At 62.0% G+C, this 11,792-nt stretch carries 12 protein-coding genes; all 12 read right to left on the reverse strand.

The genetic code is table 11. From position 1 onward, the window contains the following. Positions 1 to 169: 169 nt before the first annotated feature. Positions 170 to 1,744, reverse strand: coding sequence for a putative bifunctional diguanylate cyclase/phosphodiesterase (locus tag AC07R0_RS22600; protein WP_495106556.1), 1,575 nt, complete (start codon positions 1,742 to 1,744; stop codon positions 170 to 172). After that, complete coding sequence (locus AC07R0_RS22605) at positions 1,741 to 1,926, reverse strand: hypothetical protein (protein WP_495106557.1); 186 nt, start codon at positions 1,924 to 1,926, stop codon at positions 1,741 to 1,743. Before AC07R0_RS22605 ends, AC07R0_RS22600 begins: the two co-directional genes overlap by 4 nt. Continuing rightward, positions 1,914 to 2,327: a transglycosylase SLT domain-containing protein gene (locus AC07R0_RS22610; protein ID WP_495106558.1), complete on the reverse strand. Its 414-nt coding sequence runs from the start codon at positions 2,325 to 2,327 to the stop codon at positions 1,914 to 1,916. Before AC07R0_RS22610 ends, AC07R0_RS22605 begins: the two co-directional genes overlap by 13 nt. Beyond that, a complete protein-coding gene (locus AC07R0_RS22615) occupies positions 2,328 to 2,684 on the reverse strand; it encodes a putative holin (RefSeq protein WP_495106559.1) in 357 nt (118 codons plus the stop codon). Between the two features lie 106 nt (positions 2,685 to 2,790). Further along, on the reverse strand, positions 2,791 to 3,336 hold the full coding sequence (locus AC07R0_RS22620) for a hypothetical protein (RefSeq protein WP_495106560.1): 546 nt from the start codon (positions 3,334 to 3,336) through the stop codon (positions 2,791 to 2,793). A 488-nt stretch (positions 3,337 to 3,824) separates the two neighbouring features. Next, a complete protein-coding gene (locus AC07R0_RS22625; protein WP_495106561.1) occupies positions 3,825 to 4,337 on the reverse strand; it encodes a hypothetical protein in 513 nt (170 codons plus the stop codon). A gap of 406 nt (positions 4,338 to 4,743) precedes the next feature. Beyond that, positions 4,744 to 5,937 carry an MFS transporter gene (locus tag AC07R0_RS22630; RefSeq protein WP_495106562.1) on the reverse strand — a complete coding sequence of 398 codons (1,194 nt, stop codon included), beginning with the start codon at positions 5,935 to 5,937 and terminating at the stop codon, positions 4,744 to 4,746. A gap of 20 nt (positions 5,938 to 5,957) precedes the next feature. Further along, positions 5,958 to 7,037, reverse strand: coding sequence for an ABC transporter ATP-binding protein (locus AC07R0_RS22635; RefSeq protein ID WP_495106563.1), 1,080 nt, complete (start codon positions 7,035 to 7,037; stop codon positions 5,958 to 5,960). A 174-nt stretch (positions 7,038 to 7,211) separates the two neighbouring features. Beyond that, on the reverse strand, positions 7,212 to 8,111 hold the full coding sequence (locus tag AC07R0_RS22640; RefSeq protein WP_495106564.1) for a carbohydrate ABC transporter permease: 900 nt from the start codon (positions 8,109 to 8,111) through the stop codon (positions 7,212 to 7,214). A 2-nt stretch (positions 8,112 to 8,113) separates the two neighbouring features. Next, on the reverse strand, positions 8,114 to 9,028 hold the full coding sequence (locus AC07R0_RS22645) for a carbohydrate ABC transporter permease (protein ID WP_495106565.1): 915 nt from the start codon (positions 9,026 to 9,028) through the stop codon (positions 8,114 to 8,116). 72 nt (positions 9,029 to 9,100) lie between these two features. Beyond that, entirely contained in the window at positions 9,101 to 10,342 is a 1,242-nt protein-coding gene (locus tag AC07R0_RS22650; RefSeq protein ID WP_495106566.1) for an ABC transporter substrate-binding protein, read from the reverse strand. 85 nt (positions 10,343 to 10,427) lie between these two features. Next, positions 10,428 to 11,789 (reverse strand): GH1 family beta-glucosidase, encoded by a 1,362-nt coding sequence (locus tag AC07R0_RS22655; RefSeq protein WP_495077430.1) that lies wholly within the window; start codon positions 11,787 to 11,789, stop codon positions 10,428 to 10,430. Positions 11,790 to 11,792: the final 3 nt, after the last annotated feature.

Raw genomic sequence — 11,792 nt, forward strand, 5'->3', positions numbered from 1 at the left:
GTCGAAGACGACCGGCGGTAGGGAGTGCTTTTCATTGTGGCTAGTTATGACCAGCCTGATTCTCAGGAGGATGGGCCGAGGTCGTGAAGTTTCTAGTCTACCCTTTGTTACATGTGTGGTTGGGGCCCCATGGCTCGTGGCGTCGGGTTGGCGCGCTATTTCAGACTGACTAGGATGACCAGTCCCCGGCCGCGAAGGCCTTGGCATGCAAGGGGCGGCTGAAAAAGTAGCCCTGGCCCTCCAGGCAGCCCTGTGACTTCAGGTAGTTGAGCTGCTCGGAGGTCTCGATGCCCTCGGCGAGCACCCGCAGGTTCAGGCTCTTGCCCATGGCGATGATGGCCACCACCAGCTTGGATTCGCCGTTGTCGCTCTGGATATGGCGCACAAAGGACTGGTCTATCTTGATGGTGTCGATCGGGAAGCGCCGCAGATAGCTCAGGCTGGAGTAGCCGGTGCCGAAGTCGTCGATGGAGATGTGCACGCCCATGTCCTTGAGCGCCTGCAGCAGCAGGATGGTGGGCTCGGTGTGCTGCAGCAGCCCGCTTTCGGTCAGCTCCAGCTCCAGCAGGCCGGGGTTCAAGCCGGTTTCCTGCAGGATGGCTTGCAGGCTCGCCAGAAATCCTTTGCTGTGGAATTCCACGGCCGACACATTGACCGCCATCTGTCCGAAGGCAATGCCCTCGCGTGTCCAGGCCGCCGCCTGGGTGCAGGCCTCGCGCAGCACCCAGCGGCCTATCGATACGATCAGGCCGCTTTCTTCGGCAATGCCGATGAAGTGCTCGGGGTGCAGCAGGGTCCGGTCGGGCCGCACCAGGCGCAGCAAGGCTTCCACACCCAAGACCTGGTTGTCCTTCAGATTGATTTTGGGCTGGTACTGCAGCATAAAGCCGCCCTCGTCCAGCGCATGGTGCAGAGCGTTGTGCATGGACTGGCGCGCGACCGCCCGCACATTCATCTCCGGTGAGAACATCTGGTAGTTGTTGCGGCCGCTCTTCTTGGCGTAGTACATCGCCGTATCGGCGTCGCGCATCATGGCCTCGGCGTCCCCGCAGTCATCGGGGTAGATGGTCACGCCGATGCTGAGCGTGACGTGCAGCCTGTGGTGCTGGATCAGATACGGCTCTGCGGTGGCTTCGATGATTTTCTGTGCCGTCAGCGTGGCGTCGTTCACGGAGTGGATCTGCGACAGCAGCACCACAAATTCGTCCCCGCCCTGGCGGAAGACCGAATCGGACTGCCGCACGCAGTCCTGCAAGCGCTTGGCCACGGCCTGCAGCAGTGAATCGCCCACCGCGTGGCCGAGCGAGTCGTTGATGTGTTTGAAGTGGTCCAGGTCCAGGTAGGCCAGTGCCACCCGGTTGCCTTGCCGTAGGGCCAGCGTGATGGCTTGGGCCAGCCGGTCGGTCAGCAGGGCCCGGTTCGGCAGGCCGGTGAGTTCATCGTGCTTGGACATGAAGCTCATCTGGGTGGCGGCGGCTTCGGCGGCTTCGGTCAGGGACTGCGCATGGATGGTCGCCACCACCAGGCGCTCGTTGGCTTCCACCAGCTGCGCGCTGGCGATCGAGGCCATTTCGTCCTTGATGAAAGAGCGGTCTTCCCGGGCCTGCACGGCGCTTTCGCGTTGCCCTATCGCCGTCTCGCCAGCCTTCAACGCCGCCTCGCGCTGGGCCAGAGCGGCGCGCCGCAGGTCCTCGTCGCTGTCTCCGGGCGCTGGCGGTGGGCCATCTATCCGATCATGGGTCATGGCGTGGGGTCTCGTGGGGTGGGGGGGAGCGCGTGCGTGCGCCGGGGGCGGCCGCTGAACAGGCCTTTGTGGTCGGCTACCTGGTCGCCAATACAGATGCCCTCGTCGCTGATGGTGTACTGCCGGATGGCATCGCTGTGGGCGCTGCCACGCACCTTCACCACGGCCATCACACGTTGCAAACGGCTGCGCGCTCGGCCAGGTCGGGCGATACGCCGCCGATCCAGTTGGCCGTGGACGGCATGAACTGTGTCAGCCCCAGTGCACCCACAGGGCTGCGGGCGTTCTCGCGCCAGCGGCTCACTTGGTGCACTTGGGCGGCGAAGGTGGCGACCGGTGCCTGCAGACCCCAGACGCGCTGGGCTTCACGCTTCAGGGTGCGCTCGTGCTTGTGGGCCTGAGCGGGAGTCTCTGCAGCCTGCGCCTGGTTGAAGAAAACGAACTTCACGACCAGGACAATGGCCACCACCAGGACAGCCCACGCATAGAAGCGAACTTCAGAGCGCGTGCACTCCTTTTGCAGCCGGTGGTATTCCTCCAGCCCGCGCAGTTGGGCCGGTGCGTAGCCGTGGGGCGTAGACATTTAGGCCCCCAAGCCCACGCAGATCAGGCAGGCGGCCACGATGACGGCGCGGCGCATCATGGCCGTGCCGAATTCACCCGACGAAACCAGTGTGCCCGTGACGTAGCCTTCATCGTGCTCTGGCCCGCCGTACAGCTCGTCCAGATCCTCTTCCAAGTAGGTGTGCGGCCGGTTGTACGGGAACAAGGCCCGGTCCAACCTGTAGCCACCCCAGCCGCCGAAGGCCAGCAGGTGGGCCTTGTACAAGGTGACGGCGACGATGCTGCCAGGAATGGCAATTTGCGACCAGAGCGTGAGGCACATCAGCAGCACGCTGAGCACGCCCCACCACAGCATGCGGGGGAAGACTTGAGACATAAACCACTCCTTTGAGGACGCAAGAAAAAGGGCTTCTAAGCAGAAGCCCTAAGTGTCTGGAAAGGGGTGGTTTTAGGCTTGGTGAACTACTTCACCAGAGGTGCGGCTATGAGATGAAGTCGGCGAAGAATCGACGCAGCCAGTGCGGCCGTTTTACATTGTCGGGTTGACCTTGCGAGACAGACGTTTCCCACTCGCAGATAGTCACCAGAGTTTTGAGGGCTGGCATCTCCTTCCCGTTCAATCGGGAAAAATCGCCTTCGAACTGGGCCGCTTGATCGTCCGTGAAACTAGAGAAGTCTATTTCTTCAATCCGGGCCTGCATCTGGAGCGCCGCCTCTGCCATTTCTTTATGTGCAGTTTTTCTGTCACCGTAGCCATAGACGAGAGACAGAAGCCCAATCACGGACACCAATCCACCTGCTAAGGGCCAGTTCACACGGAACCATTCAATTAGCAACGGAGATGCGCCGAGAAAAATCGTAAAGGCTTTTGTGTTCTTGTCGAGCAGGTCAAAAAATCTTTGCCGCTTGCGGTGATAGCGCTGAGTGACCTCTAATTTATAAAGCACTACGTGGCGGCGCGCAAAAAGATAGTCCCGATGCTGCGCCTCAGACTCCGATGTTGAGAATAGGCGCTTGAGCATTGACATCACTTCTTCGGGGGTGTTGGGGGAGGACGCGTAGGGGAGAAATTTGTTGTGACGTCGTTGCTATCCATTCCGACGCCCTCACGTACTGGACGTGAAGGCGGCGGTGGGCTCGGCGCCGGTCTTGGGGCTGGCGCTGGCGGACGAGGCGCTGGGGGCGCTGGCGGTTTAGTGCTCATGGGTGGCTCTCTTCATTTCTTCGGTGGAGTTGTAGGTGGCCGCGTCGGGGCAAAACTCGTGGTTACATTGGTGGGTTTTCCCTTGCTCCCATCAATCGTTTTCGAGCGATTTTCGTTAGCTAGGCGCCCTCGTGAAGGTGCAGGCGGCCGAGCTTTAGCGGGTGGGGCTGGTGGTTTTGTGACCATCGGGTGCTTTCTTTTTAATTGAGGTGGCATTACGCCACAGCCACCCAAATTTGAACTGACTCGCGGTCTAGTTCTTTTGTCGGCATCTTGAACTTCATCAATATTGATGAAGCTAAGAAACGTGAACTAGCTCAATGCTGCATAAAGGAGAAAGCCACCAACGATGACGCCCAACGCGACCTGCACGCTTTCCTTCTTCCCTGTCGACACAAATTTGGCAAAGTGCTCGCAGTTATTGCCGAACAGGTCATAGTTTGGATTCTCCAGCGCCAGGCGTATGCGATCCAAAGCCAAGGACTCGCCAATCAAGGTATCTAGTAGTTCGGTGAAGTTCTCCAGCAGCAGACGGCTGGCTTCTATGCTTTCGCTGGCACTTTGGGTCTCCAGTGCTGCGATCAGATTCGGTAGCGGGTCTGCTTCTTTGCCTGGGTCCGAGGACGGCTGGAGCCAGCCATGCTGCTTGGTAGTGAGGTACAGCGCCCTGTCCAGCAGCACGCCAACACCACGCCGGCCCACCACTTTTTCCAACGCGTCAGCGATTTGTTGCCAGGTGCTGGCAAAGGCCAGGGCTACCGCGCGCGCGTCGGTGCATTTGCCGATGCGGCGTGTCAAGGCTGTGGTGACGGCTTCACGCTTCATACGTTTCCCCGCTGTGCATGCCGTGCTTCGCTTCTAGTCCGTCAAAGAGAGAAGGCGCACGTAGCATGTATGGCCGCGTCTTACAGAAAACGCAGCCATGAAATCCATGGAGAAATCGGTGCCCTGAAGGTCTGACACCGGAAGAGGTTGCCGCTTGGGTGGGCAAGCGCAGGTATGAAACGAAGCTTTACGCCAAATTTACGCCAAAAGGCCTATTTCCCGCACTGTAACTGACCCCACTAAGAGGCACTTGTCATGTTAGGTGAATTTACACCGCGTGGATATTGGATTTAATGTAGTTTGATGTAGGACGGCAAGCTGTCCACAGCTGCATGTGCAGCATTTAAGGGTCATGATGGTTATTAGTCATTTTGGCCTATAGCGCAGATATTACCTGTGCTGGTAGCTATATATTTTGTAGTGCCAAGGGTGGCGGCTGCCAGATACGCTGCAGCGCAGGCAGCAGCGCCAGGTACACCGCCGAGAACAGCACAAAGGCGATCGACAGCACCTGGGTGGGGAAGGCGGCATGCAACGCCAGGAACAGCGCAATGCCCGCCATGCGGCCCGCGCCCAGCGGGATCTCGCGCACCACGATGTAGTCCAGCTTGTGCTGTGCGTAGTCGGGCGCGGACTCGATGGCGGCGTAGCTCCAGGCCATCAGGCTGGTGGTGATGAGGTTGAAGCCTATGGCGCTGGCCACGCCATAGGCCACCAGGCTGGCGGTCTGCGGCAGCAGCGCCAGGCCCAGCGAGGCGACGAACACCAGCACCGCGCCGCTGGCGTAAATGCCCATGCGGTGCCGGGCCTGCGAGCTGTGCGACAGGGCGATGCTGGACAACAGGCCCACCAGCCCGACCAGCGCGCTGTAGGCACCCATGGCCAGCTCGTCTTGCAGGATGGAATAGGCCATGATGGTCACCAGAAAGCTGGTGTACGAGCCCTCTACCATGGCCGAGCCCACGCTGACCCACAGCATGCCGCGCCAGCGCGGCTGTCGGTTGCGCCAGGCGCCCAGCAGATTCGACTGGCGGGCCAGCGGCTGGCCCTGCACCCGGTACGACCACCAGGCGGCCACGGCAAAGGTCAGCAGCGACAGGCCGAACACGGTGAAGTAACCCGTCGGCCCGGCGATATGGCGTATCAGCCAGCCCGACAGCAGCGGCGCCACGATGGCGGCAAAGCTGGTGAGGAAGTTGGCGGCGTACAGAAAGCGGTCGCGCTGCGCGTCCTGCGCGTTCTCCAGAAACTGCATGTGCTGGCCGATGACGAAGAAGCTCACCGCCAGGCCGAACAGGCCGCCCAGCAGCACCACGTGCCGGGCACAGTCCTCGCGCAGCCAGAGGATGGTGGCATAGGTCAGCATGAACATCACCAGCCCCATGCGGCTGCTGGCCATGGGCGAGGTACGCCGCGCGTGCAGGCTGCATAAAGGAAAGCTCAGCAAAATGGCCGCCGAGCTGCTCAGGCTGTAGCTGGCCTGGGTGAGCAGCGAGCGGTCAATGTTCCAGATGTACAGGTTGACGAACAGGCTGGACAGGCCGACCGCAAAGGCCTGCAACAGCATCAGGACCAGGAAGCGGCGGGCATTCGCTTGCATGGGCATACTCTGCCTATAGGCTATAGCCGTTGGCCGCTTTCGGTGTCAAACAGCGACACCCGCTGTGCATCGCAACGCAGGCCCAGGCTGTGGCCGCGCTGGTGCGGTGTGTGGCTTTCTGCCACCACCGACACGGCGTTGCCGCCCAGGTCCAGCCACAGCACCACGCTGGCGCCCATGGGCTCGGCCAGGGTTACCGTGGCTTGGCCGGCCGATGCGTCGGGCGCGGTGAGCTGGATGTGCTCGGGGCGTATGCCCAGCACGGCCGGCTGGTTGGGTACAGGCAGGGTGGCGAAAGGGTAGGCGCTGACGTCCACAGTCAGCGCGGGCGCGCGCCACAGCAGGCGGCCGTTTTCGCCCACCAGCTTGCCTTCCAGGAAGTTCATGGTCGGCGAGCCCAGAAAGCCCGCCACGAAGCGGTTCACCGGCCGGTCGTAGACCTCGGCGGGCGTGCCGATCTGCTGGATCTTGCCGTCGCGCATCACGGCGATGCGGCTTGCCAGGGTCATGGCCTCGGTTTGGTCATGGGTCACGTAGACCATGGTCTTGCCGATGTCGTGGTGCAGCTGCTTCAGCTCGCGGCGCAGCTCGTTGCGCAGTTTGGCGTCCAGGTTGCTCAGCGGCTCGTCGAACAGGTACACGCCGGCCTCGCGCACCAGCGCCCGGCCAATCGCCACCCGCTGGCGCTGGCCGCCGGACAACTGCGAGGGCTTGCGCTGCAGCAGCGGCTCCAGGTGCAGCATGGCGGCGGCGTTCTTGACGCGGCGGGCGATTTCATCCTTGGCAATGCCGCTGATGCTGGGGCCGAAAGACATATTGCGCTCCACGCTCATGGTGGGGTAGAGCGCGTAGCTTTGGAACACCATGCCGATGGAGCGGTCCTTGGGGTCGGCCCAGGTCACGTCCTTGCCGCCAATGTGGATGGCGCCATCAAACACGTCGATAAGCCCGGCAATGCTGTGCAGCAGGGTGGACTTGCCGCAGCCCGAGGGGCCCAGCAGTACCAGGAATTCGCCGTCCAGAACCTCCAGGTCCATGTCTTGCAGGATGTCCACATGGCCCAGGCGGATGTGGAGTTGTTGGATCGAAACGCTAGCCATATTGATTCCCTAATTCTTGTAAATGCCCAACGGCAGCTGGATTAGTAGCCTTCCAGAAACACCGCAGAACTGGCTCCGCCAGGCTGCAGGTGTTGCCCCCTGCGTGTCGTTTCGATTTTTCAAATCGACCCGAGGGGGGGTGGCGGAAAGCGCTTGCGCTGTAGCCTGGGGGTGTTACCCCTTCACTGCACCGGCGGCGATACCGCGTACAAACCAGCGACCGGATATGAAATAGATGAACAGCGGCACCGAAGATGTGAGGATGGTGGCCGCCATGTTGACGTTGTACAAACGCTCGCCGGTGGTGGTGTTGATGATGTTGTTCAGCTGCACCGTCATGGGCAGGTTCTCGCGCCCCGCAAACACCAGGCCCAGCAGAAAGTCGTTCCAGATATTGGTCACCTGCATGATCACCGCCACGATGATGATGGGGGTGGACATGGGCAGCATCAGCTGGAAGAAGATGCGCCAGAAGCCACCACCGTCGATGCGCGCGGCCTTCACCAACTCCTCGGGTAGCGATGCGTAGTAATTGCGGAACAGCAGCGTCATCACCGGCATGCCGAAGATGGTGTGCACCAGCACGATGGCCGGCAGCGTGCTGAACAGGCCCAGCATCGACAGGCCACGTACCAGCGGGTACAGATGCACCTGGTAGGGTATGAAGGCGCCCAGCAGCAGCACTGCAAAGAACCAGCCCGCCCAGGGCCGGCGCCAGTAGGCTAGTGCATAGCCGTTCAACGCACCCATGAAGATGGACAGGGCCGCGCTGGGGATGACGATCTTCAGCGAGTTCCAGAAGCCGACCTGTATGCCCTCGCACTTCAGCCCGGTGCAGGCGCTGGTCCAGGCCGCTACCCATGCGTCCAGGCTGGGCTGGCTGGGCAGGGCAAAGATCTGGCCCAGGCGGATTTCTTCCATGGGTTTGAGCGATGTCACTACCATCACATACAGCGGCAGCAGGAAGAACACCGCGCTCATCAGCAGGAAGGCGTAGATGCCCACGCGCGCTGGCGTCAGCCAGGGCTGTGGCGGGCGCGGCCTGCGCACTTTGGGTTGGGAAGTTGTTGCCATGTTCAATGCCCCTTGCTCTGTGCGCGTTCAATTCTGTTTTTGGCATACAGCCATGGCAGCAGCAGGACCAGCACGGTCAGTAGCAGCACCACCGATGCGGCCGAGGCCAGGCCAATGTTGGCGCGGTTGAACAGGTAGTCCATGATGAACTTGGCCGGCACTTCGCTGGCTATGCCGGGGCCGCCGCCGGTCATGGCCACCACCACGTCAAACACCTTGATCACCGCCAGCGACAGCAGCACGGCGGCAGTGGCGACGCTGGGCGCAATCATGGGCAAAACGATGCTCAGGTAGACGCGCCAGACGGGTATGCCGTCGATGCGCGCAGCCTTCCAGATCTCTTCGTCCACACCGCGCAAACCGGCCAGCATCAGGGCCATCACCAGGCCGGCGGACTGCCAGATGGCGGCGATGGCGATGGCGTAGATGACCTTGTCCTGGCTGATGATCCAGTCGAACTCAAAGTTGGGAAAGCCCAGCTGGCGCACTGCTTCCTGCAGGCCCAGGCCGGGGTTCAGCATCCACTGCCAGACCAGGCCGGTGGCCACGAAGCTCATCGCATAGGGGTATAAAAAAATGGTGCGCAGCAATCCCTCGCCGCGCACCTTCTGGTCGATAAACACGGCCAGTAAAAAACCGAGTACCAGGCAGGCCAGCACAAACACCAGGCCAAACACCGCCATGTTCTGTAGCGACAGCGTCCAGCGCTCGGTGCTGAACAGGCGCTCGTACTGCGCCAGGCCCACGAAGTTGCTGCTGGGAAATGTCTTGGAGCTGGTCAGCGAGATGGCGATGGACCAGACCACGGTGCCGATGTAGCACAGCAGCACGGTCGCAACCATGGGCAGCAGCGCCAGGTTCAGCGCCCAGTTCTGGCGCTTGCCACGGCGGCGCGCGGCGGGGGGAGAAGATGCCATTAAAAATCCTAGGGGACACACATGGGGCAGCGACAGGGATGCGGGCAATTGCCCAGCACCCCTGCGCGGCGTTTAGCTCTTCATTGCGGTCTGAAGTGCCTTCACGACGTCATCCACCGACTGGTTGGTGTTCCAGTACTTGGAGATGATGTCGGTCAGCGGGCCCACCACGTCGGGCGGCAGAAGCATGTCGGGGTTGGCCAGGTGGCGGCTCTTGTCCTTCATGATGGCCAGGCCAGCCTGGGCGCACTGGTCCATCTTGCTGCTGTCCACATCGGTGCGGATGGGGATGGAACCCTTTTTGTTGTTGAACGCCACCTGGGTGGTGGCCGAGGTCATGGACGTGGCCAGCAGCAGCTGGGTCTTGATGGCGGCCGGGTCCTTTGTGCGTGGGAAGACGAACACATCACCCGCGATGATGTAGGGCGACTTGGGGCCAAAGCCGGCAAAGCAACCGAACTCCTTGCCCGCCGTTTGCTTGGCGTTGGCGAACTCGCCCTTGGCCCAGTCGCCCATGATCTGGATGCCGGCCTTGCCGGTGATGACCATGGAGGTAGCGTCGTTCCAGTTGCGGCCGGGGGAGCCGGCATCGGTATAGCTCTTCAGGCGCTTGAAGTCGGTCAGGATCTTGCGGAACGCGGGCGAGTTGATGGTGGCCGGGTCGCGGTCCTTCAGCACCTTCAGGTACATGTCGGAACCGCCTTCATGCGCCAGTATGCTGTAGAAAGTGATGAACTCTTGCCAGCCCTGGCCGCCCAGGGCCAGGGGCACCAGGCCAGCGGCTTTGAGCTTGTCCAGCGCGGCAAACAGCTCGTCCGGGGTTTGCGGCTCGGAGGTGATGCCAGCTTTTTGGAAGGCGGCCTTGGAGTACCAAAACCAGCTGGGCATGTGGATGTTCACCGGCGCGGCATAGTAGTGGCCGTTGACCTTGATGCTGCTGACCACGGGGGCTGGCAGCATGGTGTCCCAGTTTTCCTTGGCTGCTACCGGGTCGATGTCGTTGAGCATGCCCTCTTTGATGATGTCCAGGTACTGCTGCGAGGTGTTGAACTGGGCCGCGGTAGGTGGGTTGCCACCGACGATGCGGTTAATGGCCGCGGCGCGGGCGTTTTCGCCCAGGGCGATGGCCGAGTCCACCCACATGCCGCCGGATTTATTGAAGGCGCTGGCCATTTCCTGGATGGCGGCGGATTCGCCACCGGACGTCCACCAGTGGATGACTTCGGCCCGGTTTTGCGCCTGTGCGCCGGTGCCGGCCACGACCGCCAGGGTGGTGATGGCGCTGGCCACCAGGGTACGTGCAAATGTCTTCATGTAGTCTCCGTTTTTATAAAAAGGGGCTTGCCGCCCCGGGGCTGAAATGGCTGGCCCTTGCGCCCTGGGGCTGCAGGCCGGCCGTTTACGCTTGCTTGCGTTGCTGCAAAAAGGCTTGTACTGCATGGGCGCTGTGTTTGGGGGTGCGCACCTGGGTGGTGTAGTCCACATGGGTGATGCCGAAGCGGCGCTCATAGCCATAGGCCCATTCGAAGTTGTCCATCAGCGACCAGATGAAGTAGCCGCGCACGTCCACGCCGGCCATCATGGCTTCGTTCACCGCCATCAGATGGCGCTCCAGGAAGCGTATGCGCTGCGGGTCGGCCACGCCGTTGTCGCCCACAGAGTCGTCGCTGGCCATGCCGTTTTCGGTGATGTAGATGGGCGGCAGTGTGGGGTAGCGCGAGCGGAAGTCGATCAGCAGGTCGCGCAGGCCTTGGGGGTAGACCTCCCAGCCCATTTGCGTGCGCTCTACCGACATGTCGTGCGGGGCTTCGGTGTAGCGGCCATGGCCGTCGGCCTGCACCACGGTGCGGAAGTAGTAGTTGATGCCCAGGAAGTCCAGCGGGGTGGAGATGGTCTTCATATCGCCTTCCAGCACCAGTGGCTCGGTGCCGGGCCACAGGCGGAAGATGTCCTGCGGGTAGCTGCCCTGCAGCAGCGGGTCCAGCACCCATTGGTTCTGCTGCGTCAGGCTCAGGTGGGCGGCGTCGCGGTCTTGCGGGCTGTTGCTGGCGGGGGTGGCCGCGCCGATGTTGCAGACTATGCCTTTCATGGATTGCGGGTCGTGCGCCTGCAGTGCTGGCAGGGCCAGGCCGTGGCCCAGCAGCAGGTGGTGCAGGGCCTGCGTGGTCTGGCGCAGGTCGGTGATGCCGGGCGCATGGCGGCCAATGCCATAGCCCAGGTAGGCCGAGCACCAGGGCTCGTTCAGTGTGGCCCATGCCGTGACCTTGCCGGACAGCTCACGCGCCATCAGCTCGGCGTAGTCGGCAAAGCGGTAGGCCGTCTCGCGGTTGGCCCAGCCGCCCTTGTCCTGCAGGTGCTGGGGCAGGTCCCAGTGGTATAGGGTGACGTAGCTTTGCAGGCCCTTTTCCTGCAGGCGGTCCAGCAGGCGTTTGTAGAAGTCCAGGCCTTTGGCGTTGGGCCGGCCTTTTTCGTCCATCACGCGGGGCCAGGCGACGGACAGGCGGTAGGCGTCCACGCCCAGGTTGGCGATCAGGTCCACGTCGGATTCCCAGCGGTGGTAGTGGTCGCAGGCCACTTCACCGGTGTCGCCATGCAGCACGCGGCCGGGTTCGTTGCAGTAGGTGTCCCAGATGGAAGGCAGGCGGCCGTCTTCCTTGGAGGCACCTTCGATCTGGAACGAAGCGGTGGCCACGCCGATCAGGAATTCGCGCTGCGCGATCGCCGAGTTGGCGGGAATATTCAGAGGGGGAATGCTTGGCATGGT

The sequence above is a fragment of the Rhodoferax sp. GW821-FHT07F03 genome, from assembly GCF_059418745.1.

Coding starts and splice junctions, on each gene's coding strand:
- AC07R0_RS22600 (WP_495106556.1), bottom strand. CDS start 1,744: ATGACCCATGATCGGATAGATGGCCCACCGCCAGCGCCCGGAGACAGC.
- AC07R0_RS22610 (WP_495106558.1), bottom strand. CDS start 2,327: ATGTCTACGCCCCACGGCTACGCACCGGCCCAACTGCGCGGGCTGGAG.
- AC07R0_RS22615 (WP_495106559.1), bottom strand. CDS start 2,684: ATGTCTCAAGTCTTCCCCCGCATGCTGTGGTGGGGCGTGCTCAGCGTG.
- AC07R0_RS22620 (WP_495106560.1), bottom strand. CDS start 3,336: ATGTCAATGCTCAAGCGCCTATTCTCAACATCGGAGTCTGAGGCGCAG.
- AC07R0_RS22625 (WP_495106561.1), bottom strand. CDS start 4,337: ATGAAGCGTGAAGCCGTCACCACAGCCTTGACACGCCGCATCGGCAAA.
- AC07R0_RS22630 (WP_495106562.1), bottom strand. CDS start 5,937: ATGCAAGCGAATGCCCGCCGCTTCCTGGTCCTGATGCTGTTGCAGGCC.
- AC07R0_RS22635 (WP_495106563.1), bottom strand. CDS start 7,037: ATGGCTAGCGTTTCGATCCAACAACTCCACATCCGCCTGGGCCATGTG.
- AC07R0_RS22640 (WP_495106564.1), bottom strand. CDS start 8,111: ATGGCAACAACTTCCCAACCCAAAGTGCGCAGGCCGCGCCCGCCACAG.
- AC07R0_RS22645 (WP_495106565.1), bottom strand. CDS start 9,028: ATGGCATCTTCTCCCCCCGCCGCGCGCCGCCGTGGCAAGCGCCAGAAC.
- AC07R0_RS22650 (WP_495106566.1), bottom strand. CDS start 10,342: ATGAAGACATTTGCACGTACCCTGGTGGCCAGCGCCATCACCACCCTG.
- AC07R0_RS22655 (WP_495077430.1), bottom strand. CDS start 11,789: ATGCCAAGCATTCCCCCTCTGAATATTCCCGCCAACTCGGCGATCGCG.